21 protein-coding genes are annotated in these 25,988 nt (G+C 59.9%); 5 read left to right on the forward strand and 16 right to left on the reverse strand.

The window, feature by feature from the left end; all coding sequences use genetic code 11:
* Positions 1 to 207 precede the first annotated feature (207 nt).
* The 5 genes from RVU70_RS02560 to RVU70_RS02580 are packed head-to-tail and all read right to left on the reverse strand — an operon-like array spanning position 208 to position 1,698.
* A complete protein-coding gene (locus RVU70_RS02560) occupies positions 208 to 522 on the reverse strand; it encodes a hypothetical protein (RefSeq protein ID WP_363349523.1) in 315 nt (104 codons plus the stop codon).
* A 14-nt stretch (positions 523 to 536) separates the two neighbouring features.
* Positions 537 to 755: a hypothetical protein gene (locus RVU70_RS02565; protein WP_363349524.1), complete on the reverse strand. Its 219-nt coding sequence runs from the start codon at positions 753 to 755 to the stop codon at positions 537 to 539.
* A gap of 36 nt (positions 756 to 791) precedes the next feature.
* Complete coding sequence (locus RVU70_RS02570) at positions 792 to 992, reverse strand: hypothetical protein (protein ID WP_363349525.1); 201 nt, start codon at positions 990 to 992, stop codon at positions 792 to 794.
* Positions 993 to 1,022: 30 nt separating this feature from the next.
* A complete protein-coding gene (locus RVU70_RS02575) occupies positions 1,023 to 1,220 on the reverse strand; it encodes a hypothetical protein (protein WP_363349526.1) in 198 nt (65 codons plus the stop codon).
* A 46-nt stretch (positions 1,221 to 1,266) separates the two neighbouring features.
* The gene (locus RVU70_RS02580) at positions 1,267 to 1,698 is read right to left on the reverse strand and encodes a KGG domain-containing protein (protein WP_363349527.1); all 432 of its coding nucleotides are present in this window, start codon (positions 1,696 to 1,698) and stop codon (positions 1,267 to 1,269) included.
* Between the two features lie 485 nt (positions 1,699 to 2,183).
* On the opposite strand from RVU70_RS02580, the gene RVU70_RS02585 reads away from it, so the two are divergent.
* Both RVU70_RS02585 and RVU70_RS02590 read left to right on the forward strand, forming a co-directional pair.
* A complete protein-coding gene (locus RVU70_RS02585; RefSeq protein WP_363349528.1) occupies positions 2,184 to 4,085 on the forward strand; it encodes an ABC transporter ATP-binding protein in 1,902 nt (633 codons plus the stop codon).
* Between the two features lie 229 nt (positions 4,086 to 4,314).
* Positions 4,315 to 4,872, forward strand: a complete 558-nt coding sequence (locus tag RVU70_RS02590) for a PAS domain-containing protein (protein WP_363349529.1) — start codon at positions 4,315 to 4,317, stop codon at positions 4,870 to 4,872.
* 39 nt (positions 4,873 to 4,911) lie between these two features.
* Here the strand turns inward: RVU70_RS02590 and RVU70_RS02595 are convergent, their stop codons facing one another.
* Positions 4,912 to 6,531 (reverse strand): ABC-F family ATP-binding cassette domain-containing protein, encoded by a 1,620-nt coding sequence (locus tag RVU70_RS02595; protein WP_363349530.1) that lies wholly within the window; start codon positions 6,529 to 6,531, stop codon positions 4,912 to 4,914.
* Positions 6,532 to 6,664: 133 nt separating this feature from the next.
* Positions 6,665 to 7,033, reverse strand: a complete 369-nt coding sequence (locus tag RVU70_RS02600; RefSeq protein ID WP_363349531.1) for an H-NS histone family protein — start codon at positions 7,031 to 7,033, stop codon at positions 6,665 to 6,667.
* A 220-nt stretch (positions 7,034 to 7,253) separates the two neighbouring features.
* On the opposite strand from RVU70_RS02600, the gene RVU70_RS02605 reads away from it, so the two are divergent.
* Both RVU70_RS02605 and RVU70_RS02610 read left to right on the forward strand, forming a co-directional pair.
* On the forward strand, positions 7,254 to 7,376 hold the full coding sequence (locus RVU70_RS02605) for a hypothetical protein (RefSeq protein WP_363349532.1): 123 nt from the start codon (positions 7,254 to 7,256) through the stop codon (positions 7,374 to 7,376).
* Between the two features lie 113 nt (positions 7,377 to 7,489).
* Positions 7,490 to 7,804 carry a hypothetical protein gene (locus RVU70_RS02610; RefSeq protein ID WP_363349533.1) on the forward strand — a complete coding sequence of 105 codons (315 nt, stop codon included), beginning with the start codon at positions 7,490 to 7,492 and terminating at the stop codon, positions 7,802 to 7,804.
* Between the two features lie 60 nt (positions 7,805 to 7,864).
* On the opposite strand, the gene RVU70_RS02615 is transcribed toward RVU70_RS02610, so the two are convergent.
* Positions 7,865 to 8,500, reverse strand: coding sequence for a YoaK family protein (locus RVU70_RS02615; protein WP_363351186.1), 636 nt, complete (start codon positions 8,498 to 8,500; stop codon positions 7,865 to 7,867).
* A gap of 275 nt (positions 8,501 to 8,775) precedes the next feature.
* Positions 8,776 to 9,075 carry a hypothetical protein gene (locus RVU70_RS02620; protein ID WP_363349534.1) on the reverse strand — a complete coding sequence of 100 codons (300 nt, stop codon included), beginning with the start codon at positions 9,073 to 9,075 and terminating at the stop codon, positions 8,776 to 8,778.
* A gap of 297 nt (positions 9,076 to 9,372) precedes the next feature.
* Between RVU70_RS02620 and RVU70_RS02625 the strand changes: the two genes are divergently transcribed.
* Positions 9,373 to 10,404, forward strand: coding sequence for a DUF1236 domain-containing protein (locus tag RVU70_RS02625; protein WP_363349535.1), 1,032 nt, complete (start codon positions 9,373 to 9,375; stop codon positions 10,402 to 10,404).
* A gap of 48 nt (positions 10,405 to 10,452) precedes the next feature.
* On the opposite strand, the gene RVU70_RS02630 is transcribed toward RVU70_RS02625, so the two are convergent.
* The 7 genes from RVU70_RS02630 to RVU70_RS02660 all read right to left on the reverse strand — a co-directional run bounded on the left by RVU70_RS02630 (position 10,453) and on the right by RVU70_RS02660 (position 25,862).
* Positions 10,453 to 11,805, reverse strand: a complete 1,353-nt coding sequence (locus tag RVU70_RS02630) for a nucleotide disphospho-sugar-binding domain-containing protein (protein WP_363349536.1) — start codon at positions 11,803 to 11,805, stop codon at positions 10,453 to 10,455.
* A 30-nt stretch (positions 11,806 to 11,835) separates the two neighbouring features.
* Positions 11,836 to 12,963, reverse strand: a complete 1,128-nt coding sequence (locus tag RVU70_RS02635) for an efflux RND transporter periplasmic adaptor subunit (protein ID WP_363349537.1) — start codon at positions 12,961 to 12,963, stop codon at positions 11,836 to 11,838.
* Entirely contained in the window at positions 12,960 to 13,682 is a 723-nt protein-coding gene (locus tag RVU70_RS02640) for an ABC transporter ATP-binding protein (protein ID WP_363349538.1), read from the reverse strand. The genes RVU70_RS02635 and RVU70_RS02640 overlap by 4 nt, the downstream gene beginning before the upstream one ends.
* Entirely contained in the window at positions 13,679 to 14,887 is a 1,209-nt protein-coding gene (locus RVU70_RS02645; RefSeq protein ID WP_363349539.1) for an ABC transporter permease, read from the reverse strand. The genes RVU70_RS02640 and RVU70_RS02645 overlap by 4 nt, the downstream gene beginning before the upstream one ends.
* A gap of 559 nt (positions 14,888 to 15,446) precedes the next feature.
* Entirely contained in the window at positions 15,447 to 17,321 is a 1,875-nt protein-coding gene (locus RVU70_RS02650; RefSeq protein ID WP_363349540.1) for a 4'-phosphopantetheinyl transferase superfamily protein, read from the reverse strand.
* 2 nt (positions 17,322 to 17,323) lie between these two features.
* Positions 17,324 to 18,541, reverse strand: a complete 1,218-nt coding sequence (locus RVU70_RS02655) for a 3-oxoacyl-[acyl-carrier-protein] synthase III C-terminal domain-containing protein (protein WP_363349541.1) — start codon at positions 18,539 to 18,541, stop codon at positions 17,324 to 17,326.
* A gap of 34 nt (positions 18,542 to 18,575) precedes the next feature.
* Positions 18,576 to 25,862 (reverse strand): SDR family NAD(P)-dependent oxidoreductase, encoded by a 7,287-nt coding sequence (locus RVU70_RS02660; RefSeq protein ID WP_363349542.1) that lies wholly within the window; start codon positions 25,860 to 25,862, stop codon positions 18,576 to 18,578.
* Between the last annotated feature and the right edge of the window lie 126 nt (positions 25,863 to 25,988).

The raw sequence follows: 25,988 nt of genomic DNA on the forward strand, positions 1-25,988 counted from the left end.
GCTGCGAGCCCGCCGCGTTTCGGCTAGTGGGAGCCCTCAAGATGTATCCCGTGTCCTCCTGAAAAAACTTACGGCCACGAGCCGCGGCTGATCTCAACTGGGCTCGCCCCGGTCAAGTTTCCAGCCCCGATAAATCGATGGGTCGCTTTGAAAAATTCGATAGTCCCGCCGACCCCCCTCTGGCCGACGGTCACTCGAGCGAGGGCGCTACTCTTCCTCGTCCTCGTCCTCGCCCTGGCCTTGTTGCCTGTGCGCTTCCGAGACGGCCGAAGCAACGTCGGCGACGGACAGGAACTCGTCCTTGTCCACGTCCTTCAGAAGGTCGCCCAAGCGCTCGGAACTGTCCTTTGTCCAGTTGACCTCTTCCTTGCCGTGCTGGCGGATCAGATCTTCCTTGGAGATCGGGAAGCTCGTCCCATGGAGCGCCTGCGTCACCGACGCCACGCCGAATGCGAAGCCCTTGGCGGGACCTTTATGGCCGCTGCCGCGACCCTCGCCCGTGTTTTCGGTCGTTCGAGGCATGAGGCTTCTCCGCTTTAGTGCTTCTTGCCCTTGCCGGACGAGCCCTCGGCGCGCTTGCCTTCCTCGATCAGCTCTTTCACGCGCTGTCCGCCTTTGTGGCCGAGCTCGGAATAGCCCTCGGGCCCCAGCTCTTCCTTGCGGATTTCGCCGCCCATCTTGCCGGCTTCCTTCACGGTCATCGGCCCCTTGGGCGCCGATTTTCCACCCTGCGAACCTGTCTGTTTCTGTGGCATGACTTTTCCTCTCGCCGTTTCGGCGAAACCATCGCGTTAGGCTTCGCCGTCCTCCTCTTCTTCGTCTTCCATGTTCTCGAGGTCTTCGCCGGCGTCCTCACGCTCGGCTTGCTTACCCTCCTTGATCAGCTCCTTTACGCGCTGCCCGCCCTTGTGGCCGCCGAGGCGCCCCGCCTCTTCGACCGTCATCTGACCGCGCTTGATGGACTTTTCAGGTTCAGTCCGCTTCTGCGGCATGGCCTCCTCCTGTTGACGAGAACGGGCGGCTCAGTGGCGCGACTTCGACTTGCCGCCCTTCCCCGCGCCGCCCGGGCCTTCGGCGCGCTTGCCTTCCTGGATGAGCTCCTTGACGCGTTCGCCACCCTTCTGGCCGCCTTTTTCGCCGCCGAGATGGCCGGCCTGTTCGACAGTCATCTGTCCTGCGCCGGATTTTCCCGGCTTCTGCCCAGTCTGTCGCTGCGCCATGTCGTTCTCCATTTAGTCAAGCGCGCTCGCCGTCGGGCGACTGCCTTCAGTGACGCGGTTTGCCGCGGCCCTTGGTCTCGCTTTCCTCTTCCTCTTCGCCGGCGCCTTCTGCGCGCTTGCCCTCTTCGATGAGCTGCTTCACGCGTTGGCCGCCCTTATGGCCGAGTTCCGAGTAGCCTTCGGGGCCGAGCTGCTCTTTACGCGCCTCGCCGCCCATCTTGCCGAGTTCCGAATAACCTTCCGGGCCAAGCTGCTCTTTACGGGCCTCGCCGCCCTTCTTGCCCATCTCGGAATAGCCTTCGTGGCCAAGCTGCTCCTTGCGGACCTCGCCGCCCATCTTGCCGATTTCCGAGTAGCCCTCGGGGCCGAGCTCTTCCTTGCGGATCTCGCCGCCCATCCGGCCGGCTTCCTGAACCGTCATCGTGCCCTTGGCCTTCTGAGAGCCTTTTTCGCCTTCCGTACCATGTGTGCGGGCCATAGTGACCTCCCATTCAACCTCGCGCTGGAGTTCGGGAACCTTGCGGGCCCCTGCCGAAACGAACGCCCGAGCGCATGTTCCGGGCCCCGAGGGCCGCCTGCCGGCCAGCGCCATTGTCCGTGCCGAGCGGCCTTTCGCCTGGGTGCTCGGACGCCGGCGTTTCAGCCTCCGAAACGCCGGTCGCCCGTCGCCAGACCATCGAGGCGATCAGCGCTAGATCGTTTGCGCGCCGAGCATGGGAAGTACGTACGAACACCTAGAGGGGCTCGATCTGCACCCTCAAGAAAAACATGGGCTTGCGTAAAAGAGAGCCCCTTAAGCCCGTGCGAAAAACGGCGTCAGCTCGGCGCGCAAGCGACGATTTGACGCTTGGTCTCGACATCTGACGGGCTGACAAGCCGCTTCGCCTTGCGCCAACAGGGAAAACGCCGGCCGCGGGACGGCGCCGCCCCCGATCTTTTGCAGGCCTCGCGCGTTAAGGCGCCATGAGCCCGACCGCCGACGCGCCGCGCCAGAGCAACAAGCTCGCCGCCTATCAGAGAGCTTACGGCTATTTTGCACCCGACTGGCCCTGGATCGCGACGCTCGTGGCGCTCATTGGCGTCTCTGTCGGCGTCGGCCTGCTGGAAGCCTGGCCGCTCGCCATTCTCGTCGACACCGTCCTGACGCACGAGCCGAAAACCGGCTGGCTGCACGTCTACTTCCTAGCGTTGCTGCCCCCCGACAGGCCTGGCCAGATTCTCGGCCTCGTGATCATCGGCCTGCTGCTGCAGGTCATCGGCTATTCGGCCTGGATGGCCCGGATGATGATCAATTATTACCTCAATTACTGGGGAACGACGCGCGTCCGCGCCGATCTTTTCGGCAAGCTGCAAAGGCTCGATCTCGGCTACCACCAGTCGCGTCCGCAGGGCGATTCCATTTATCGCCTCACCACGGACGCTTTCGGCCCGTGGGGCATTATCGACATCATCATCGGCTCGTCTGTCGCGGCCGTCACGCTCACCGTCATGACCGCCATCCTTCTGTCCCGCAGCCCGCCGCTCACCTTCGCCGCCTATTCGGTGGCGCCGCTGATCGTGTGGAGCAACTGGCGGTTCGGCTTGAAAATCCACAAGCGCGCGCTCGAGTCGAAGCAAATCGACGCGGATCTTACGGCGCATATTCAGCAGGCGATGGCGCGCGTGCCGCTGGCGCAGGCGTTCCGCCGCGAACCCTCTGAATTCGAGCGCTTCCAGCAAGCTGTCCTGCGCAGCGTGAACGCGCTCCTGCGCCTCAATTGGCAGGAGCAGCTCTATCCGCTGGCGCGCGACCTCATCCTGTCGCTCGGCGCCGCCATCATTCTCGGCTATGGCGGCTGGCTCGTCTACCGGGACCAGTTTCTCGCGCCTGTGGCCGACGGCATGACCGTCGGCGCGCTGATGATCTTCATGGACTATTTGCGCAAGCTCTGGGACCCGCTCAAATGGCTTGCCGAGTTTTTCTCGAAGGTGCGGACATTCGAGGCCGCCGCAAGGCGCGTGTTTTTCGTGCTGGATACGCCGGAGTCGATCAAGGACGCGCCGGATGCGCGGCCGCTGCCTGCGGCGCCGCGTCGACTGACGCTCGACCATCTCTCCTTCGGCTATCTGCCGGGCCGCCTGGTGCTGAACGACCTCACCGCGACCATCGCGCCGGGCGAAATGGCGGCCTTCGTCGGTCCGAGCGGGACCGGCAAGAGCTCCCTGCTCAGGCTGATGCTGCGATTCCACGATCCGCTCGAGGGCGCGTTGCGCCTCGATGGCGTCGACATTCGCGACGTGCGGTTGGCCGATCTGCGCGCGCATTTCGCCTTCGTGACGCAAGACGCCTTCATGCTGCCGGCAAGCGTCGCCGAGAATATCGCCTATGGGCGTCCCGCCGCCAGTCGGGCGGACATCGAGGAGGCGGCGGCGCTGGCGGGGGCGGCGGAATTCATCGAAGCGATTCCCGACGCCTATGACGCCATGCTCAGCGAAGGCGGCGCGAATCTCTCCGGCGGGCAGCGTCAGAGGCTCGCCATCGCCAGAGCGCTGTTGAGCGAAGCGCCCTTCCTCGTACTCGACGAGCCGACGAGCGCGCTTGATCCCCAAAACGAAGCGCTGCTCACCGAGACGCTGCATCGTCTGAAACGACGCCGTACGATCCTGCTCGTCACGCACAGGCTGAACTCGGTCATGGAATGCGACCGCGTCTTCGTGATGGACGCGGGCCGCATCGTGGAGCGCGGGACGCATCGCGAGCTTCTCGCCCTTAATGGCGTCTATGCCCGCTTGTGGCGCCAGGAAGCGAGCGAAACGCCCCCGGAGCCGGCGCGCCGCTTCGCGGCCGGCGCGCCGCGCCGGAGGGCGAAGAAGCGCGTCAGTTAACGCTGGTTGCCTGGCGCTTCCCGCGCAGGTTGTATCTGTAGCTTGACCATTTATTGAAGCCTGAATGCTCTTTAACTTCAGACGCCGACAATTTTAGTCGTCCGGATAAACGTCTGGTGAGAGCTGCCCGCTAACATTTCCGGCCACAGGGTAATCCCTCGATAACCACGCCGCCGCTTCGACCCTTGGGAGGCGAGAAGAGACGGCATTGCTCGGGCAGGAGCAGGACATGAAGCAGCTGGTCTCGAAAGAACTCCACGACTATTGGCGCAGCCTCAAGGGCGCCCGTCTCGCGCCGGAGCGCAACGACATAGAATTTACCGCCATCCGGCGTCTGCTCGCCAATGTGTTCATCGTGCACTTCGACCACGCCGGCCGCTTCCCGATGAAAATGTGCGGCACCCGCATCAACGCCTTGTGGCTGGGGGAGCAAAAGGGGCGCTCCTTCCTGGAATTCTGGGACGAGCGCGATCGCGCCGCCGTCGTCTCGGCGTTCGCCGCCGTGACCGATGAGGCGCGTCCCGTGATAATGGGCGCGCGTAGCGGCGCCGGCGATCTGCCGAGGCTCGATCTGGAAGTCCTGCTCCTGCCGCTGCGCCATTTCGGCCGCACGCACTCCCTCGTGCTGGGCTCCTTCGCCCCCGCCAATGACCCCGACTGGCTCGGACGCATGCCGGTTCGCCGGCTGCATGTCCAGTCTCTGCGCGTCATCGGCTCAGAGGAAAACGCCTTGCTCGGACGTCCGCGGCTCGTGTTGCACGAGGGCGGGAAGGCCGTTTGCGCCTAAGGCGACGAATTCCTCCCCCCTTGTGGGGAGGGTTCGCCGCTAATGCAGCCCGGGCGCCTCGTGGCCCGTGCGCGCGACATATTCCGTATATCCGCCCTCGTACTTGTGAAGCCCCTCGGGCGTAAGCTCCAACACCCGGTTGGAGAGCGCCGCGAGGAAGCGCCGGTCGTGCGAGACGAAGAGCATCGCGCCCTCATAGCCGGCGAGCGCTGCAATGAGCATTTCCTTGGTCGCAAGGTCGAGATGGTTCGTCGGCTCGTCGAGAACGAGGAAATTCGGCGGATCGTAGAGCATCTTCGCCATGACGAGCCGCGCTTTTTCGCCGCCAGACAGCACGCGGCACCTCTTCTCCGCGTCGTCCCCAGAAAAGCCGAAGCAGCCGGCGAGCGTGCGCAGCGATCCCTGCCCGGCCTGCGGAAAGGCGTCCTCGAGCGTCTCGAAGACCGTCCGGTCGCCGTCGAGCAACTCCATGGCGTGCTGCGCGAAATAGCCCATTTTAACGCTTGCGCCGATCGTCACCTCGCCGGCGTCCGGCCGCGCGGCGCCGGCGACGAGCCGGAGCAGAGTGGACTTTCCCGCGCCATTGACGCCCATCACGCACCAGCGCTCCCGCCGCCGCACCGCAAAGTCGAGACCCTCATAGATGCGGCGCGCGCCGTAGCTCTTGTGGACATTCTTGAGGCTCGCCACGTCCTCGCCCGAACGCGGCGCGGGCGGAAAGTCGAAGAGAATGGTCTGGCGGCGGCGCGGCGGCTCGACCCTTTCGATTTTCTCGAGCTTCTTCACGCGGCTCTGGACCTGCGCGGCGTGGGAAGCGCGGGCCTTGAATCGCTCGATGAATTTGATTTCCTTGGCGAGCATCGCCTGCTGACGCTCGAACTGCGCCTGCTGCTGCTTGTCGCTGAGCGCGCGCTGCTGCTCGTAAAACTCGTAATTCCCGGCATAGGTCGTCAACGCGCCGCCGTCGATTTCAATGATCTTGTTGACAATGCGGTTCATGAATTCGCGGTCATGCGAGGTCATGAGCAGCGCGCCGTCGTATCCTTTCAGAAACTCCTCCAGCCAGATCAGACTTTCGATGTCGAGATGGTTGCTCGGCTCGTCGAGCAGCATCACATCCGGGCGCATGAGCAGGATGCGGGCGAGCGCCACGCGCATCTTCCATCCCCCCGACAGCGCGCCGACGTCGCCGTCCATCATCTCCTGCGAGAAGTTCAACCCCGCGAGCACTTCGCGCGCTCGGCCTTCCAGCGCATAGCCGTCGAGCTCCTCGAAACGGCCCTGAACTTCGCCGTAGCGTAAGATGATTTCGTCCATATCGTCGGCCTGGTCGGGGTCCGCCATGGCGGCTTCCAGCGCCTTCAGTTCGGCCGCCACGGCGCTGACCGGACCGGCGCCGTCCATCGCCTCGGTCACCACGCTGCGGCCGGATATTTCACCGACATCCTGGCTGAAATAGCCGATGGTGGCGCCCCGCTCGACCGAGACCTGGCCCTCATCGGGCTGCTCCTGTCCGGTCATCATGCGGAACAGGGTCGTTTTGCCGGCGCCGTTGGGGCCGACGAGGCCTGTCTTCTCGCCTTTCAAGAGAGCCGCCGAAGCTTCGATGAAGAGGATCTGCGATCCGTTTTGCTTGCTGACGTTTTCGACGCGTATCATTGGCTTTCCGGAGGGAAAAAAGGCGACCTGACGGCGGGACGGCGCGTCGCCGGCCGATTGGGCGCAGCGGCCCGGCGAGCGCAGCGCAAGCGCCGGGAGGGCGTGTGTGACCTGGGCGAAGCCAGATGCTGGCTCAAGCCAGAAATTCGTCCGAGGCCTTGAATTCCTCGATGGACCAGCCGCGCTCGATCAGGATCGACTTCACCCATTGCGGCGGATGCGCGCCGCGACCCGACCAGGTGTCGCCGCTGGCGGCGTTTCGATATTTGGCTGCGACGGCCTTGCTGTTCGCCCGCTCGGCGGATTTCCTTTCCCGCGCGGGCTTGCCCTCGATCTCGGGAAAGAGATCGGTGAGGTCGAGACCGGCGTTCCTGAGCTTTTGCTCGATGTCCGCCCGAAGGTTTTCCCTGTGCGCCTCCTTGCGGCGCGCCAGCTCCTCATTGGCGCGATGGATCAGCGAAAGAACTTCAAGGTCGGACAGGCTGGCGAACTCGTCACTCATCTTGGGCTTTTCTCTTGGTGGCCTCACCCGCCCTTCCTATTCGAGGCCGCGCCGAAATCAAGCGTTTCCAGCCCGGAGGCGGCCGCATCTGGGCGATTTAGCCCTTGAGGGAGCCTTTCTCCCAGCCATTCCCCTTCGCGGACGACGGCGCCGTGCTTGCCGACGCGGCGTCGCGGGGCCATTTCCCGATCAACTGCATGTGACAGAAAGGGGCGCGGCCATGGCCGTTCTTCGCCGCATTCGCATCGCTTTGATCGTGCTGACAGGCCTGGCCGTCGGCGTCTCCTGGGGCGCGCTCGAGCAGAGTCCTCAGACCAAGGAGTGGCTCGCCGACCGCGGCTGACGCGACAGCGCCCAAAGAACGCGCCGCCGAGCTCGCAAAACCATAATCGCCCCTATTTGGTCCTGGACGAAGTTCCCCGCGATGGAACTGACCTCACCAGGGGAGGAATTGGCATGCTTCGTAAACTGTCCCTCTGCGCGGCGTTGTTGGGCGGCGTTCTCGCGCTTCCGAGCATCGCGCCGGCGCATGAACGCGCCGGCTGGCGCGATTATGATCGCGACTACAGCATGCGCGATCGAGATCGCGACCGCGACTGGGATCGCGACCGAGATTGGGGCTACCGCCATGATCGGGGGCGCCACTATGGCTGGGACCGTGGCCGCCACGAAGGATGGGGCCGCGGCGAAAGGACCTGGGACCGGGACCGTGATCGCGACTTCTATCGCTATCGCGATCGAGACCGCGATCGGGACCACGACAAGGATTAGCCCGCCGCTGGCGCAGAGAACGCCCCGCGCCCTCGCGCGGGCGTTTTGCGTGGAAGAACTCTACATCTCTGCGATGAGGAGCGCGACAAGCGCGAGGCTCGTCGGCAGGCTCAGCGACCACAAACCTGCCGCGGCTTGGTAGATTGCGCCAAGCGCGCATCCGAGGACGAAGCCGGCGATGACGGGCAGCGTCCGTAAGGCGCGGTCGCGGGCAGCGGCGTAATCGCGCGCGTGCACGAGCTCCGTCAGGTCCAGAACGAAATGCGTGACGTTGGTCGTCATCACTGCGGTCGAGGGGACCTTCTTGAACGCGATCTGAGCGAGCGCATTTTGGACCGCCATAGCGCAAACGGCGGACATGCCGGCCAGGAGCATTGCGACAGACTGGGGATGAAGCCTCGATCCGTCGAAGACCGAGATTTCCAGGCAGGCGACGAGAAACAGCAGTTGGATGAATAGCAGCGGCCGCAGCGGAGGAAGGCCGATCCTTTCAAAGCGGATCGCCAGCATACGCGTCATATAAAGTACGAACATGAAGACTGGGACGGAGAGAAGATAAGACGCCACCGCAGGTTTGCCGGTGACCAAATTGGCGGCCAACACCACGACATTTCCGGTGATGTGAGCCGTAAAGAGACCGTTCAATCCCAGGAAGCAAATAGTATCCGTCGCTCCCGCGATGACGCTGAGCAGCACAGGCAATGTCTTGCTCGGCAGTTCAGCCTCCCTCGACAATGTTTTGCTAGCGGCTGTTGTGACGCGGCCGTCTTGGCGGTAGCGTTGCCGGCCGCTCTATGTCAAGCTTGTGACGCCGGGTTTCTTATTGGAAGCGCCCGGAGGGGGCGGTTCGCCGTTGACAGCTTGCGGCGAGCCGCCTTCGCAAGACGCTCTCCCGCCGCAGGGAAGCTTCATAAGAAAAAGTCGCGGCCTGTTCAGACCGCGACCTTTTTAAGCATCGAGGTGAGCAAGTCTCACGGAGCGCCGAAGTTCAGCGGGACCTGAGCCTGGATCACGACGTTCTTGTTGATCGCGTCGCCGCCCTTGGAGGTGTCGCCGATCTTCTGGCCGAGCTCAGCGCTCTGCGAAACCTTGCCGGTGGTGCTGTTGACCGGAACCTGCGCCTGCACGAGGAAGGACTTGTTCAGGGCGAAGCCGCCCTTCGAGGTATCGCCGATCGTCTGGTTGAGCTTCAGCGACTGGCTGATGTCGAGGGCGAAGGCGAAGTTGGTGGACAGGGCCACAGCGGCCGAAACGAGAAGAAGTTTTTTCATTAATAATTCCTCCGGAGGGGAAGCTTCAACAAGCTTCGAAGACTACCTACCCCGCCGGCGCAGGTCTCGATAGGCGCCATTTTGGCCAGCGTTGGACACGCTTTTGCCCAAAAGGAGGGGGTGGGGCGCCCAAGAGGACAGACGAATAAGCTAGACCTTGAGCTTGCCAATCGAGGGCGCTTGAGCGTCGCGCGGCCCCTGGAGAAAAAACGACCCTCCCGCAAGTAACGGACAGCGTGCCATGAGCGCCATAGAACCTATTTGTTGTGAGCCCGATCTGCAAAAGCCGGAACGGAAGTGACGACATACCTCTATGAAGCGCCTGCGCCTCAACTTGGCCAACGGCTCGCACGCGAATGGCGCCGTGCTGAAGCGATGGGCATTACAATCGATCAGGCCCTCGGCGCACAGGATGACGATGCGCGGCGTCTCAGCAAAGCGGCGCATAAGAGGCTAGGAGCCGGAGATACGCTGGTCGTGAGCAGCGTGGGCGCGCTCGGCGCAAGTTACGCAGAAATATCCGACGCGATTCGCGACCTGATGCGTCGCAGAATTTCCCTGCGTTCAATTGACGAAAATCTCACTTTCAATGGCGCCATTCAGGACTGCGGCGCGCAGGCGTCGCGGGATGCGCTGATTGCCTTTGCGGCCGCGGCAGCCGCGGTCGCAAAAAGCGCTCAGCGCGCAGCCGAGCAAGGCCAAGCCCGTCTTCTCGAGGCCAAGGCGCTCGAAGACGGAGACAGAGAGAGCAACCCCACTGTCCCTCAACTCGGCGTGATTGCGGCACAGCTCGGCGCCCTCGCGCTCGCCGCCTATTTATTCACTGCAACGGACACGAATCGGTCTGAACCCGCGCCGCCATCCGCACAGGTCCATGAACACGCCCAAAACACCGAACCGGCGAGAGAGCCGCCTCTTTATGCTTCCAAAGACTTTCTCTCCGAAATAAAGCCCCCGGCTCCCGGGACGAAATCGGAAGCCGCCGCATCGCCTTCTTCACGTGCGCCAGGCGAACTCGCTGGAGAGCAGGGCGACGAAGAGAAATCCAACATCGCTCGGCAAGACTTTCAGCTTTCTCGCGAACGCGAACTCGCTGTTTTCGCCGCAGTCGGCGATTGGCGGTCAGCTAAACTGAAAGGGAACGCGCTTCCGATCGAAGTGGGCGCGCATGTCCCGCCCAACGTGCGCCTCTCAACCTTCCCTCGCAGGCTCGTCCGGCAGGAGCCAAAACTTGGCGGCTACAAGTTTATCGTCGCCGGCCGCCGCATCCTTGTCGTTGAACCCGCAGCAAGGCAGGTCGTCGCCGTCTTTGGCGGGCCGACGGTGTAACTGTCGGCCTTGCGAAGTTTGTAATTTCGCTTTCGGCTTGGAGGCCCTCTAGGGAACGTTCTCGAGACAACTCGCCTTGCCGGCGCGTTTCAAAGCAATAGCTCGCCATATTGCTTCAGCGCTGTTTCTCTGCCCGTCCATGGCGGACATGCGCTGGCCAAGGTCTTTGGCAGCTTTTCCAAAGCGCTCGCTTTCAACAATTTGCTGGACCGCTTTCTGTATGTTCGCGGCGGTCCATTTACTCCTCGGAATATGAATGCCGGATCCGCTCGCTTCGATATTGGCAAGATTCACGAATTGCTCAGCCTGGGCGGCCACGCCGACAAGCGGGGTGCCCGAACAGATCGCGGTCTGTAGCGTTCCCTGCCCGCCATGACAGATGACGATATCCGCCATTGCATTGACGGCTTCCGCTGGGACAAACTTGTCCGTAATATAAACGTTCTCCCTGTCTCCAAGAACCGATCTCGCCTCATCGATCGGGCAAACGGACTCCGGTGAAAGAACTACCCCCGACCAGTTTCTGCCGATACCGAAGGTGAATGCCTTGACGATTTCCAGTAACTGGCCTTTCAGGCCGGAACTGCCGAGCGTACAAAATAGCCTGAGCTTAGTGGAATCCTGGAATATGTCCCTTATCGGAGCGTCCACGCATGTGTCTTTCTCGGATCGCGAAAACACAGGACCTGTGAATACGATATCGGAGGAAAAACCGCCCGAACCATAAAAATCCGGAAAATCGTTAACAATTGTGAGATCGGCTTTCAAAAGGTCGAATATGTTTACGAGAGGCTTTTTCCATCCCACCTGACGCGCCGCCCACAAGATATTCGGTTGCCGCAACGGCGGACAACGCTTCTTTATCGCTCGCGGGACCATCCTGAAGACGGCTTTTCGAATTGGCGGAGGAAGCAAGTTTCCGAGAGGCGCGTCCTCTGGAACTTCCTTGATCACATCCAACATTTGTTCTGTCGTAAGGGGAATGGGTACATAACAGATTCCGAGAATATCTTGCTCCAGCATCCTATAGGCAATGCCCGCCATGGGCCAGAAGCCATAGAGCACCACATTTGGCCGAAGGCGCTGATATGCTGAAATTTCACCCTCTATCAATGCCTTAGCGAGCGCCTTGTCGCCAATAAAATTACTTTCGGTCATTTTGTAATCGTGGCGCTCTCCAACGCCTTTCGTTCTCGGCTCGGCGTGATGAATCTTGAACCCGAGGTCGAGAACTTTCTTCTCGAACCGGCTGCCGCGAGAAATGAATATGATGTCGTAGTCAATGTCCGCGGGCGCGTATTTTCTCAGACCGAGCGCAATCTCGATGGCGCGGGTTGCGTCCCCGGCGTCTTGGAAGACCGTGCTTATCACAATCCTCACGGTTTCCTGCGCGCGTTGCATCGGTTCTCTCCGGACCGTTAAGCCATTTAGTCAGCGAGAGCCCGCCACGGAGGCCTCGGTCCTTTCATGGGACATCCTTTGCTTTGCTAGGGGACGTTCGCCAAGAGGAGGAGCAGGGGTTAAGAAATACGCATCTACGCGAAGGCCGATCGGCGCCCTCACATTTGGATCAAGATGAATGAAGGCTTGAAGGATCTTGGCGTCGAGTTTGTCCGCAGGACGGCCAGTCTGGATTTGCTTTGCGCCCATTCGGGAGGCGACCCGATAGACCGTTCCGCGGAACTTTTTGCCAGGAAAAGCATCCGCTAGAATTTCGACGCGTTGCCCAACTTTGACACGCGCGGCGTCCGTCTCGTCCACCTCCGCTCTCACCTGCAAGCCGTTGATATTCCCGACGATCGCTATCGGGGTCGGAGGCGTCGCAGAGACCGACTCGCCCCCCAAGCGCATTCGACGCAATACGATTCCAGAAATCGGCGACCTGATGAGGGTTTTATCCAGCAAGGCCGAGGCCAGCGCAACGTTCGCTTTGGCTAGATCAACATGAGCCTGAGCCGCGGCGATATCCTCGCTCCGGGACCCCGCCTCAATAGCGGCAAGCTTTTCCGCCGCCGCAGCCGCCCGCGCTTTAGCTACGTCCAGATCTGACGCGGCCTTGTCCAACACTGCCTTCGGCGAAACGCCGCTTTTTACGAGAGGCGCCCGCCGGTCGTATTCCCGGCGAGCGTAGTCGAGACCTGCATGCGCCTCTGAAAGCGCCGCCTGCGCCTCTCGCCGCTGTTCGGGCCGCGCGCCGTTAACCGTTTTGTCCAATTCCGCCCGGCGCAGCGCCAGTTCGGCGCGCGCCGAGTCCAAACGGGCGGCCTGCTCGGCGTTGTTCACGATCGCGATCACCTCGCCGGCCGTCACTTCATCGTTTTCCTCGACGCGCACCTCTCTCAAAATCCCATTAGCTTCGGCGGCGACCTCACGCTCTTCGTTCAACGGCTCAATGAGACCCGGCGCCACGGCCACGTGCGGCGTGACCTCGGGCGTGGAGGCTCTGGACGAGGTGGCGTTAACGGACGTCGCCTCGGGCGTACCTCCAAAGCCGAACCATAAGGCTACCGCTGAGAAGGCAACGACAATAGCGATCGCGGTCCCTTTAGAGAGCTTCATCCGGCGGATTCCTTTTCGTGCGGCCAGCGCCGGGGCGCAGTCTCACAGCGCGTGATACGGCCATCCTCTAAATGTATAATACGATCGGCCAAATGAAAAATTCGTGGATCGTGGGTTACGATCACAACTGCATGATTTTGTTTCGCCAAAGCACAAAACAGCTGCATCGCCTTCTGCCCGCTCTCTGCATCGAGAGCCGCGGTCGGCTCGTCGGCCATCAAGATTGGCGGGCCGGCGGCCATGGATCTCGCTATGGCGACCCTCTGTCTCTGGCCGCCGCTCAATTGAGAAGGATATGAGTCGAGCCGTTCTCCCAGGCCGACTTTTATCAAGAGGGCGCGCGCCCGCTCCATAGCTTGCTGCTTTCCGACGCCCAGCAGGTCTAGCGCCACCATTACGTTCTCAGTCGCTGTCAGCACAGGGAACAAATTATACGCTTGAAACACGAAGCCAAAGTATCTCAACCTCAGCGCCGCGAGAGCCTCGCTGTCGCGTCCCGAAGCCCTCTCACCACAGACGATCACCTGCCCCGACGTCGGCTTGAGAAGGCAGCCTAGGATCTGAAGAAGCGTCGTTTTCCCGCTCCCCGACGGTCCCGCAAGCAGCAGGACCTCACCAGCTCGGATCTCGATATTGATGTCATGCAGCACGGTAACCTGATGAGGGCCCAATTCGTAAGTATGGGTAATATTCGCCGCAGTGAGGACGGTCTGTGTCATCGGAAGACCTTGACCGGATCGATGGCGGTTATTTTGCTAAGAGAAACAACGGATGCGCCGACGCACATTGCAATAGAAAGACATCCGATGAGAATTCCGAGCCATATTGGAACTTCTGGCCGGGAGCTTAAGTTTTCGGCAACAACTACGATGATGGCGACAATGGTCAGCCCCAGGACGCTTCCCAAAGCTCCGCCAATTACCGCCTGCTGGATAACGATTGAGTAAAGATATGACCGAGGCCCGCCAATCGCTCGAATGACCGCATATTCAGGGAGCCGATCCATGGTGCTGGCGTAGAGCGTCTGCGCAGAGATCACAATGCCAACCAGCAGCGCGAGAAGCGCGGAACCGATGATCGTAGCGCCAGCGCCTGTGGTAAAAAGCCAATACATCTCGCTCCGCCGCGAGAACTCAGACGCGGTCAAAACGTCGACATCAGGCATCTTATTCTTTAACTTTACAATAACATCGTTTTGATCGGCGCCGTTCTTCAGCTTTATCAGCACATATGTAATGTCATTATCCGACTTACGAAGAAATAGGCGTCCATTTCGCAAAGACGTAAACACATAGGGCGATTGCGTGAATGTACGCATTCCACGGGTAAAGCCGACGACTCGAGCGCGCCGATCGTTTATTTCTGCGACTTGATTGAGCCCGGTTACCCCTAATTTCTCCGCATACAGCTCATCGATAACGACCCCGTCCGGGCTGGCTAGCGCTTCTCTCACGCTTGGACCCTTCGCCAAACTCGGAGGAAGCCCCATCTCCGCATCTGGGTCAACCCCGATAACGATGACGGTCTGCCGCAAACCATCGCTCCTCTGCCAGAAGCTAAAGTGCAAAAAATACGATTCGGCCCGCTCGATTCCAGGCACTGAAAGAGCCTGAAATCTTCTTCGTTCCTGGATTGGCGTTGCGAGATCAACGCTCAGCGCGCGCGGGGCGGCTATCCACAGATCCGCGCCCGCCTGATCGACGATTATGGAAGTCGTATGCATGAAATTTAAAAGCATTCCCAACTGAATTCCGATGAGAAGAGTTGAGAAGGCGATGCCGACAAGAGTGACTGCAAAACGTAGCCGATCGTGAATCAGGTTACGCCATGCAATTAATATCGTCAGACCCAGGCGGATTCTGCTCGAACGGTCGGGCCGATCGAATCCGAGGGGGACGGTCCGTGCGCTACTCCGGGATGACATCGGACCGCCTTACCTACCGCTTGCGTATGAGAAATATTTTGAGGAGGCGCGCCGCTCTGTCAGGCGACGCGCTTATTTTGCTTGGGCGAACGGGATCGCGCGCGCGAGAAAATCGCTCTCAGTCCGGGCGGGATGGCGTCCGCGATACGGTCCTGCGCCCATTGAAGACGCCTGCCCGAATCGGCGCGGCGGCGATCCTGGCTTGGCAATGCGACAAACCGGCCGATGAATACGACACCAGGGGTCTGCCGATCTCCTAGACCGACCGCGAGCGAGGGCGCGAGCTTCGCAAAGCGAGACGGCCCCTCGCTCAACTCGAAAAGCTTCTCTCTGGCCAATTCGTTCGCTAATGCTTGACCCGTCAAGGCGTATAATTTGTAGACCATGCCCCGATGCTTTCTTTCATTATCCGCGCTCGGCTCCGACTCGAAAAAGCAATAAGCATCATTATACCAAGCATGGCCCTCTAACATCTCGCTCGTCGGGTTCCGCATCCAAGTGATCTCGATTTCTTCGTCAGGCAGGAAGTACATATTTACCTCCATAACTTGGATAAAGTTCAGGTCATGGCGACTTGCTCCGAAGCAGCCACTTGCGTCGCATATGCAAGGATATAATCTTCGTCACGGAACGTCTGAACCGGATATACGCGGGCGCGCGCCTGATCCATGATTATGATCTCTCCGTTTTCCATGATCTGCACCGCTTCGAGCGATTTCATCAAACTTCCAATCCCAACTCCAAGGAGCTTGGCGACAGCCTCCTTGGCGCACCATAATTTGGTGCACAAGACGTCGAACTCCTCAGGACTGAAAGCTGCAAGCAAGTCCCGCTCACGATCACATATGAATGCTTCCAACACTGCCGCATCTCTGGTTTTAATTTGTTCAATATCCACGCCCACCGGTTCGCTCTGCGCTATCGCAATCGCACGATCGTTGCAATGCGCTATAGAGATTTTCGGCGCAACGCCCGCGGCGCCTAGGGTTACGCGTGGCGGTCCGTCGCCATCGTCGGAATTTAGAGGCACGGCCGCCGGATGAAGAAAGTCCTGAGAGAGATCGCTCCTGACCCATTTCCGAGCGGCGTCCTTGGCCACGACCCGCCCCAGGAGCCACTGTCGCTGGCGTTCAGGAAAGCGCTTCAAGGCTTTGTATCGCTGAAATTCGACTTCATCCAAGTAATAACGCGCGAGCAACATGAGATCGAAACCACGCAAATCCTCGTCCGAAACCATCAAGGATACGCTTTGGGGCGCACTTGGGCCGATTGGCGCGTCTCGACTCAAAAGATAGCGATGAGGTAAGCGACGGAAGTCAACGATGCGTCGAGGCCATTTGAATTTCCAACTGCGCCAGTCGGCGATCCTCATCCAGACGCCGCCTTGGCCGTCCTGGATCTCGACATTCGCCTGGAGCATCTTTCCTTGATCGTTTGTAATTTCCAACCGAACCGGCGTGAGCGTGCCGACCGGCGGCGTAGGGCAATAAATTTCCAGCCTGCCCAATCCAATTGGAAACGCGAAACGTTCATGCGCCAAAGCCCAAACGCCGATGAACTGGCCCACGGCATCCAATAGAGTCGGGCACGCGAGGAGTTGCGGGCTTCGCGTAAAATCGAAAAGATTTTCCGATGACAAGATCACGAAGTCGCCTATCGCGCCATTGTCTGCAACGATCATTTCGCCATGAAGGCACTGGAAGCTTGGACCATGAAACATATGCCTTTCGGCGTAAAGCGCCTCGCCAGACTGTGGAAAGGACCGCGGGTTCTCGAACTCTGAGAATTCGAAATCGAGCCCAACGCAGTAGTCGCTCCCGAACAAGACTGTTGCTTCAATAGCGGGAGCCTTTTGGGCCGGGACGTAAATTGACGTCTTAATCCGCGTTACGCCCGTGGAAGGGTCTCGACCAACAAAGTCCGCAGCGAAGAAGAGATTTGTGGCGTCAGTGTCTTCAAGCTCGATCCACCGAGTCGCCGTGACATTCTCGAAGCCGAGCAATCCTTCCCCCGGGGCCAGGCAAGCGGCGGCTTCCGCCATCGCCTCTAGACTCATGGTCATGGGCAATACCGGCAGACACGATGACGCGGGCTTTACTCCTGGCGCGTGCACAAATGAGTGATCTTCCAGATAGAGATCTCGTTGCAAGCAGAGTCGCCGATCGAATCTTATCGCCTTTCCCGGCTCGTAAAGCTTGACCGGCCCCAAGAATGGAAGGATTGGACTTTCATCAAGGGAGTTCTCTGGTTCCAAATCGTCAGGGGCTCCAATGCGCGAGGCCCCGAATCCAGCCGATTCGAAATCTCCTGTTTGTTGTTCTGCCTCGAGCACCCGGCTCACAAGCGGCGAAGCGCCAACCAGCGAACGACCGGAAATGTCGACGGAGGCGGTCGCATCTCCGAGGGTCAGATCGGTCGGGTCGTGCTTTCCCATAGTCATACTTTTTCCACGATAAGTCCGGTCGCAGTTAGCCCTGGGCCAAAACCGAGACAGACGACCCGCGTTCCACGCGTAATCGAAGGTTCCTCTAAAATTTCCTTCAAGATATGAGGCACCGTCGCAGACGACATGTTGCCGTTTTCGACGAAAATAGAACGACTGATCGCGACCTGATCATCTGTAAGGCCAAGACTTTCCTGAATGTGCTCCACTATCTTGGGGCCGCCAGGATGAATGGCGAACATGAGCCTCTCTCTCTCCTGTTCATAATCAAGATTGATGCGTCGGAACAGGTTTTCGACGAAGGGACGAACCGACTGTTTGATGATGACCGGAACCATCACTGAAAGCGTCATATGGAAGCGTGTAGAGCCCGGCACCCATGTCATGTCGTCTGCGGAATTGGGCAGAAGATGCTCGTTGAAGGCTAGAATTTTTAGCCCGGGCTGGCCACGCTGATTTATCCATTCTTCGTCCACGACGGAGTATTTGATGAAGCCGTCAGCAAATAACGTCATCGTTATTATATTTTCAGCCTTGAGCTCAGCTGTATCGCAGTGGGCGGACAAGAGCTCGCTGTGGACGATATCCACACGATCTTTTGGCGGCGTTACGCTGAACCGGGAAGATGAAAGAAATCCATGGGCCATCTTGATCGCCGGAAAGGCCCCGTAACAACCCATATGGTAACTGTGCGTTACTGTCGTGTTGAACCATTCCCTGCGAGACACCATCCGCTCGACTGGGCTCGGAGCGAGATAGCCGGAGCAGGTTACATGGATGAGGTCGTCCGGCGCTTCATCTACGCCGGAGTACATTTCGTCCAAGCAGTCTCCGACCACTTTCGCATAGCTTCCATGTCGAGCCTTGATGTCCTTCGGTGTTAGATCTTCATAATTATCAAACAGCTTGAGATAATCGTGCTCCGGTTCGTTCAAGCTGAATTGCCCATTGTCGAACTTTATGTCCGAAAGCTTGGGAAAGAAAACCAGTTGCCGACGCTTGATGACGTCCTGAGGAAGCGCGTAATTTAAGAATTTCTGACGTACATCTTTGTAGACGCTGGAGAACTCGACTCCATCCTCGTGCTCCCGCTTTCGGAATTGAGACTTCGCAAATGCGTAGGCCGAAATTTCCAAGCTCATGCCTTGGGGGGTCGGGTCAGCGAGCCGGATTGGCGTGAACCCTGTCAGAATGGGAGCAAATTGAGACATAGTGCTTTCCTTTTCCTGCTTCTTGCCTTTGCAGCTATACCGTTAGCTCCGCCGAAGCAGGCGCTTTCAAACGCGTTGTCAATTTGACGATCTCATCGAGACTAGAGGTGACGACAATTTCTGCCGGCCCGTCGGCTCCATATTGTAACTCTTCGAGACAACGTTGCGTCCCTTCCTCCAAACCAATCGGATAAATGTCTTTCGCGGCGAAGAATGCGCGTAGTTCCTGTCGAACCATCCCACCGTCCCAGGGACCCCAGTTTATTGCGACGGTTTGTACATGCGGCCAATCTACCCGCAAACGCCCAGAAAGTTTGTTAATGACCTCATTGGCTGCGCTATAGTCGGCTTGACCGGCATTTCCAAATCGTCCGGCGATAGAAGAAAAGAACACGAAGAATTTCAGCGTTTCCGGCTTCAGATTTTCGGCCAACACCATCGCCGGGACAACCTTTGTCGAGAATACCTCGTCGAACGACTGGAGCTGCTTGTCTCGAATGAGCTTGTCGTCGACGACGCCGGCTCCGTGCAATACTCCGTCGATGCGTCCGTGAGACTCGTAGATGGACGCGATCAATTTGCTGAACGCCTGCTTGTCGCGCAGGTCGATCGAGTGATACTCCACCCGAGCGCCAGCGAGGCGCATTTCGTCGAGATTTCTGGATATTTCGCGGTTTTTGAGAATTCGCTGCAGCGCTCTCTCAATTTCCACCGGCTTGATTTTTGGATTGCCGGCGCGCATGTCTTCGATCAAGAACTTTCGAAGCTCTTCAACGTTTTTGAGCGCAGTCGTCTCAGGGGACTCTGGCTCTGACAGCCGGCTGCGGCCGGTAAGAATTATGATTGGCTTAAATTTGCTCGCGAAGGCTTTAACAATATCCGAGGTGATCCCGTAAGCGCCGCCAGTCACGAGCAAGACAGAGTTTCGTTCGAGGCTGAGGTTAGAAAGGTTCTGATCTTCTCCGCTGTCTGGCTTCAAGTCTAGAACGAAGCGACCATCCGCCGTGAAGCCAACTTCTGTGGCCCGGTCCCCGCTCGTGATTTCGCGGATGGCATGTTCGACGAGACTATTTGGATCAATGTCGGGATCGACGTCGAGGCATTTGACCGTCACTTCAGGCCATTCGATTGCGGCGGTTTTCGCCACGCCCAAAGTGCCTGCAGGAAGAACCCCGAACCGCTGTGTGCGACGCAGACCGAAGTGTCCGTCCAGCGCGGTTATGTTGAGAAGCCAGTTCCCGCGCTTGTCGGACCTCAGATCAGACTCGAAGGCCTTTAGCAGGAGAAATAATCGGCGCGCGGCTTCGAATTGCGTCGCCTCCGCCCCACCCATTGCGAAGTTTGCGATGGCCCCGACCCTCTTTCCTTGGTCGTGAAGCAATGCGCTGAGCTTCTTCACGCCGTCGATCGAAGAGAAGTCGACCTCGGCGCGATTGGCGCCAACCATCTTGGTCTCGCCAGCGGCGGAAATTTCGACAAACTGACAGTGTCTGGCCGCCAGCGCAGCACGGAAATGGCTGCTCATGGTCTCGGGCGCGCCAATCGCAAGCAATACGCGGTCACTGGAGAGGAGTTCCTGCTGCTCATCCGCGCCCAAGGGCGCAGATAAGGGGATTACCGCGTAACGACGAGCGTCGTGCGCGAGGGCCTGCATGTTTGAAGACTCCGTCGCCTCAGGCGAAGACTGCGACGGAGTCGGAGATTTTTTTCCAGTTTCAGAGCCTCCCGCCTTGTCTGCTGACCGCAGTGAATCGTACCAGGCGACGACTGCACTCAGGGTTTTGAGGTTCGAAAGCTCTTCGAACACCGTCTCTTGATCTCGTCCCTCCATAAAGGGGTAGTGATCCTTCAACTCGCTGAAGATCTCGATTCGCTTGATCGAGTCGATGCCCAGATCTGCTTCAACATGCGCATCGAGATCGAGCATCTCCTCCGTGTAGCCTGTGCGTTCCGCGACGACGCGAATCAGATCATTTTTGAACTGAGGGGTTGGCGGCAGCGCCGGGGCCTCGGCGGGTTTTGGCGTTCGTGCGGCGGGCTCCGGCCCCCGTCTCTCCGGAGTCGGCGCCGCTGTTCCATTTAGCGCCTGCACTTGAGTCTTCGGTTCGACTTTGCTGGGGGACGTAACAAACTTCGGGAGGACGGGCGCGGGAGGAACAATACGCCTCGCGAGCGCTGCCGGGGGTTCCGCGGCGCGCTGCAGAGGCTCCGATGTCGTCGCGGCGCGGACTGGAAGGGGCGCCGCCTCGGTTGAGAGCGAAGCTGCGGCGGCTGAAGCGGCAAAGGCTGCTGGCGAAGAGTGGGAAAGCCCCGAGCTCATAAGGCGTTCCTGAAACTCCATGAAGCGCCACAGCGTTTCTTGCTGCTGACGTTGCAGGTCGATTAGACTCGACAAGTTAGATTGGACTTCTGCCCCGAACGAGGTCGGTGACAGAGCAATATTCGGCGCCGTCGGCGGCGGGGCCGCTGGCCTATGGCTCTGTTCGTCAGTCTGCACTTTTGATCTCCTGTCAAATTTATAAATTACGCCATTACTTGCCGGATTTGCCGGCCTCTCGCTAGGGATGGATGGCGCAGGCTCCGGCCGCTGATCCTCGCGCTTCGCTGGCGCGAGCTCGCTGTGCCGCTTTCGGCCTGTTGCGGAGGTCTTCGCGGCATACCAGGGTTCAGCCCGCCCCCCATTAACTCGCCAGGCGAGTTGCGGCGGATTCGTGCTGGCGCGGGCGCGCTGGAGCGCCTCCTCCAGCCCAACGGGCGCGAGACCCCGGTTTCGAAACCAAATATCGAGATTGACCGGAAGACCGAGAGTAACGCATTGCGCGAGAACATGCGCAAGCTGCTGCCACCCCGGGCGCCCAGCGACGTCCAAAGAGAGCGTTGCGTGCGGGCGCTTGCCCAGAATGTTATCAGTAAGCCGGCTCAGCACGACGCCTGGCCCACATTCGACGAAGACTCTCGCTCCTTCATCATACAGTTCTTGTATTTCATCGACGAAGCGCAACGGCTCCACCAGGTGCCGCCCGAGCAGCGTCTTGATCGCCTGGGGCTCATCGGGAAATCGCTTGCCGATTGTATTACTGAACACTGGAGTGGCTGGAGTCTTGACGTCGATCCGGTCCAGAACGTCGACAAGCTCGCCTAAAGAGGCTCCCATCGCTTGCGTGTGGAATGCAGCAGTCACCGCGAGCCGCATGGCTCTCACGTTTTCCTTGTCGAACGCTTTGATCGCCTCTTCTATCGCCTCGCTGGCGCCGGCGATGATCGTCTGATCGGGCGCATTGAGGCTCGCTATTTCAACCGCCAGGCTCGGCCCTGCTATGGCTTCAGCAACTCTCGCTTCAGCGGCGTTGACGGCGGCCATCGCCATTTTCTGGCCGCCGCCCGCCTTCGCGGAAATGCGGCCGCGCGCCTCGGACAGCCGGATAAGCTCCTCCCGAGACATCGCTCCCGCTACGCATAGCGCGACATACTCACCGAAACTGTGACCCGCCAGAAAATGCGGCCGCAATCCAAACTCACTGAGTAGATCGTAAGCCGCGAGCTCGATCACTCCAAGCGCCGGTTGAGCGATGCGCGTATCATTGAGTTCGGACTTCTGCCGATCCGCCTCGACCTTCGACAGGGCCGGCGGCGGGAAAATATACGACGATAAGGGTCGCGAGAGAGACTTCTCCAGCAAAGCGTCAGCTCGCTCGAAAAGCGTATGGCTCGCGCGACGCGACGTCACGAGATCGCGCAACATATTGAGTTGCTGGGAGCCCTGGCCGGGAAAGAGAAAGCAGACCTTGCCGCTTGCTTCGATGTTCGTCTTGTCGCAGAAATACACGCCGGGCGCCGGCTTGCCGCCGTTCGACTCATCCGAGAAAGATCTAAGCTTCGTCTTCAAATCGTCCGCGGACGTTGCGATGATGGACAAATGGAATACTTGTCCTCCGTTCTTCGGCCTCGCCTTCGCCTCATCCAAGTGCCAAGAATACGCGAGTTGGGCCAAAGAGGGCTGACTTGTCTCGGATGCGGCGCGCAGTAGAGTCGTTGCAGCGTTCTCGAGGTCGGCGCGGGTGCTTCGACAAAGCGTGAAGATTTCAGCGTTTCTAGGGTTGAGATCGCGGGCGTCGTGCTCGCGGTACTCACCCTGGTACTCCTCCAGAACCGTATGGAAATTTGTTCCGCCGAAGCCGAAGGCGCTTACGCCGCATCTTCTTGGTTGGTCGGCGGGCCTGGTGATCCAGGGCCGCGTTTCCGTATTGACGTAAAATGGAGACGGCTCGAACTGAGGAAGTGGACGCTCGACGCCGATCGTCGGCGGGAGCACGCGCTGATCGAGGGCGAGACTCGCCTTGATGATCGACGCCAGGCCTGCCGCGATCTTGGTATGTCCGATCATTGATTTGACCGAGCCCACGGCGCAGGTTTTCTGCGCTGACTGGGAGGCCGGGAACGCCATTGACAGCGCCTCGACTTCGGATCTGTCGCCCAGCACGGTGCCGGTGCCATGCGCTTCGATCAGCGTGACGCTGCCGATATCGACGCCCGCGTCCTCATAAGCGCGTTGCAGCGCCAACACCTGTCCTTGTGAACTGGGCGCCGTCAATGTGCGGCTGCGCCCGTCGCTCGAAGAGCCGACGCCTTTGATCACAGCGTAAATGTGGTCTCCATCACGCTCGGCGTCGCTCAACCGTTTCAACACGACGGCTGCGATGGCCTCGCCGAGGGCGATGCCATCGGCGCTTTCGTCGAACGGGCGGCAGCGGCCGCGAGGAGACAGAGCAAGCGTTTGAGCGAAGGACATGAAGCCGACCGGCCCATTCGTGGCGTCAACGGCCCCGACGAGCGCGACATCCGCGCTGTGGTGGCGAAGCTGCCGTACGCCGACCTCCAGCGCGGCCAGTCCCGAGCCGCAAGCCGCGTCAACCGTGAAATTCGCTCCACGCAAATCCAGGCGGTTTGCTACTCGGCCCGCCACGACATTGCCCAGGAAGCCAGGAAACGAGTGGCTCGTCCAGTTAGGCAAGTCTTGCGTGTAGAGCGACGATTTGATCTGCGCGGCGGCTTCCTTCGATATCCCTTCGACCCTGGGAAGAAACTTCGCGAGAAGCGTCCTGAAGACATATTCAGTCCCCAAGTCGTTCATCGCTCCAGATGCAAAGATCGTCGCGGTGCGATCGCGCGGGAACGGCCTCTGCTCGAAGCCGGCGTCCTGCAAAGCCCTTTTGGCCACATACAACGCGAGCAGCTGAACGGGTTCGATGGAGGAGAGGCTTGCGGGCGGAATGCCGAAAGCAGCCGGCTCGAATGCGATGTCCTCGAGAAAGCCGCCCCACTTAGAATAGACCTTATCTTTGACGCCGCGGTTGGGATCAAAATAGTCTTCCATGCGCCAACGATCCGGGGGCACTTCGCGTATCGTATCCACTCCAAGCAATATGTTCCGCCAGTATGTCTCCACATCGTTCGCCTGTGGCATCAGGCACGCCATTCCAACAATGGCGATCGGCTCCCCCGACGCCGACGTCACGCTGGTCGTCGGCTTGGCGAAGACGCCCGCAGCTGCATCGAGCTCCTTACCGGCGCCGATGGTCACCGCTTCGTGGAGAGCCGCCATGGTCGTCTTCTGACTGCGCAGGCGGGCCACTTCGCCCATCATATACAATCCGTCGCGACGCTGCGTTTCCAAGTCGACAGGCCGGTAGCGGCCGCCGTTTTCCGGCGTCTCGTTGCGGACAACGCCTTTCGAAGCAATGCGCAGGCGCCCGATGTTGAGCAACTCGAGCGCCATCAGGATGTCGTTCTCGGACTTGCCTTCGAGCAAAAGCTTGCGTCGGGCGTCATCGAATTCGTCGCAGAACGCCGTCTTCGCGCATCGTGTATAAATGCCGACGCCGGACTGCAACAAAGCAGTATCTCGGCAAGTCAGGGCCTCGTCTTGGAAACCCTGCGTGACGGCGCCCGATCGCACGGCTTCTTCCGTAAAGAGGTAGGCCGTGCCCATCAAGACGCCCACAGCCATGCCGCGCTCGACAAGCGGCGCCGCCAGAATCGAAACCATGGCCGCAGAAATCTCGTCGTGGACCCCGCCTGCAAAAAGAATTCGAAACGACCCCGGGTCTTTGACGTCGGAAGCGAGGAGGACCTCCAACGCCGACTCCCACAAGATAAAGCTCGAGCGTGGTCCTGTGTGGCCGCCGCACTCGCTGCCCTCGAAGATGAAATTCCGGGCGCCTTCGTTGATGAAGCCCTGAAGCAACGCGGGCGAAGGAACATGTAAGTACGTACTAACGCCGAGTTCCTCCATCTCCCTGGCTTGGCTGGGCCGCCCGCCTGCGATGATGGCGTAAGGCGGCTTGATCTCCTTGATGGCTTCCATCTGCGCCTGGCGCAATTCCAGTGGGAGAAAGCCGAGCATGCCGACGCCCCAAGGCTTTCCGCCCATGGTCTCCCGCGCTTTCAGCAGCAACTCTCTCGCTTGCGGTCCCGGCATGACGGCGAGCGCAAGGAAGGGAAGCGCGTCAGCCTCTGATACGGATTTGGCGAAAGGCGCGACATCGCTTACGCGCGTCATCGGACCCTGTAGGATCGGGTAGCGCACGCCATGCGCCTTCGCCAGGGCGGATTCGGGCGCCAATGGCTTCAGCTCCGCCGCCTGCCGAATTCTCTCTTCAGCCCCTGAGCGAATCGCTTGAATGATCCGCCCAGTCGTGCCGTAGCGACGCGCGAGGGGAGCCGCCAAGGCGATGTCCTGTCCAAGCGGGATGATCGGGTCATGATCGTCTGCGAGCTTCGCCTCGAGAGATTGGCGCCAATCCTCGCCGCGCGCGCAGGCCAGTTCGAGCTCCTTGAACTTGCTCCTGCCGTGCCGCGCGGAAATTCTGAAAAGATCGTCGTCTCGTCCCAGAACGACTGATTCGCTTCCATCGAAGTCCGGCAGCTTCTTTCCTCTCAGGAACCAGGGACCTTCCTCAGAAAGCCACAGCTGCTCGGCGAGAACCCAGCCCTTGGCGCCTGCTACAAGAGTGGCGGCCGCGACACGCGGACCGACGCCGCCTCTGATCCAATAAGGAATTCGAACGAGCCCTCGAAGCTCCTGCGCCAAGATGTACGACGCCGTCTTGCTGACGCGTCCGGCAACCTCGCTGCCGTTTGCGATGACGCCATCATAACCCGCAGCGTCAGCCATCACAGCAGACTTCGCGTCGCTCGCTTCGACGACGACGCGATCCGCAAGTCGTCGCGCGGCGCAGAGCAACTCCGCTGTTGGCTCCTCTCTTCCGCCGATCAGCAACAGGGGGACTTTGAAAGGCAGCGTCTCGGCCAGCCGGTCCATCCCGCGGGCCGGCAAACCGAGCGTATCCCAGCGCACGCCCCACGACGCTGCGCCGATCGCGTCTCTCAATCTTACGATCTCTCTCTCGACCGCAGACCGGTTCTGACGGAAGCCGAGGTCCAAAAT

The organism is Methylocystis echinoides, from assembly GCF_040687965.1.
Taxonomy (GTDB): Bacteria; Pseudomonadota; Alphaproteobacteria; order Rhizobiales; family Beijerinckiaceae; genus Methylocystis; species Methylocystis echinoides_A.

Bases quoted from the DNA above. Each gene is read 5' to 3' on its own strand.
- RVU70_RS02560 (WP_363349523.1), bottom strand. From the start codon at position 522: ATGCCTCGAACGACCGAAAACACGGGCGAGGGTCGCGGCAGCGGCCAT.
- RVU70_RS02565 (WP_363349524.1), bottom strand. From the start codon at position 755: ATGCCACAGAAACAGACAGGTTCGCAGGGTGGAAAATCGGCGCCCAAG.
- RVU70_RS02570 (WP_363349525.1), bottom strand. From the start codon at position 992: ATGCCGCAGAAGCGGACTGAACCTGAAAAGTCCATCAAGCGCGGTCAG.
- RVU70_RS02575 (WP_363349526.1), bottom strand. From the start codon at position 1,220: ATGGCGCAGCGACAGACTGGGCAGAAGCCGGGAAAATCCGGCGCAGGA.
- RVU70_RS02580 (WP_363349527.1), bottom strand. From the start codon at position 1,698: ATGGCCCGCACACATGGTACGGAAGGCGAAAAAGGCTCTCAGAAGGCC.
- RVU70_RS02585 (WP_363349528.1), top strand. From the start codon at position 2,184: ATGAGCCCGACCGCCGACGCGCCGCGCCAGAGCAACAAGCTCGCCGCC.
- RVU70_RS02590 (WP_363349529.1), top strand. From the start codon at position 4,315: ATGAAGCAGCTGGTCTCGAAAGAACTCCACGACTATTGGCGCAGCCTC.
- RVU70_RS02595 (WP_363349530.1), bottom strand. From the start codon at position 6,531: ATGATACGCGTCGAAAACGTCAGCAAGCAAAACGGATCGCAGATCCTC.
- RVU70_RS02600 (WP_363349531.1), bottom strand. From the start codon at position 7,033: ATGAGTGACGAGTTCGCCAGCCTGTCCGACCTTGAAGTTCTTTCGCTG.
- RVU70_RS02605 (WP_363349532.1), top strand. From the start codon at position 7,254: ATGGCCGTTCTTCGCCGCATTCGCATCGCTTTGATCGTGCTGACAGGC.
- RVU70_RS02610 (WP_363349533.1), top strand. From the start codon at position 7,490: ATGCTTCGTAAACTGTCCCTCTGCGCGGCGTTGTTGGGCGGCGTTCTC.
- RVU70_RS02620 (WP_363349534.1), bottom strand. From the start codon at position 9,075: ATGAAAAAACTTCTTCTCGTTTCGGCCGCTGTGGCCCTGTCCACCAAC.
- RVU70_RS02630 (WP_363349536.1), bottom strand. From the start codon at position 11,805: ATGCAACGCGCGCAGGAAACCGTGAGGATTGTGATAAGCACGGTCTTC.
- RVU70_RS02635 (WP_363349537.1), bottom strand. From the start codon at position 12,963: ATGAAGCTCTCTAAAGGGACCGCGATCGCTATTGTCGTTGCCTTCTCA.
- RVU70_RS02640 (WP_363349538.1), bottom strand. From the start codon at position 13,682: ATGACACAGACCGTCCTCACTGCGGCGAATATTACCCATACTTACGAA.
- RVU70_RS02645 (WP_363349539.1), bottom strand. From the start codon at position 14,887: ATGTCATCCCGGAGTAGCGCACGGACCGTCCCCCTCGGATTCGATCGG.
- RVU70_RS02650 (WP_363349540.1), bottom strand. From the start codon at position 17,321: ATGGGAAAGCACGACCCGACCGATCTGACCCTCGGAGATGCGACCGCC.
- RVU70_RS02655 (WP_363349541.1), bottom strand. From the start codon at position 18,541: ATGTCTCAATTTGCTCCCATTCTGACAGGGTTCACGCCAATCCGGCTC.
- RVU70_RS02660 (WP_363349542.1), bottom strand. From the start codon at position 25,862: ATGGACCGGCTGGCCGAGACGCTGCCTTTCAAAGTCCCCCTGTTGCTG.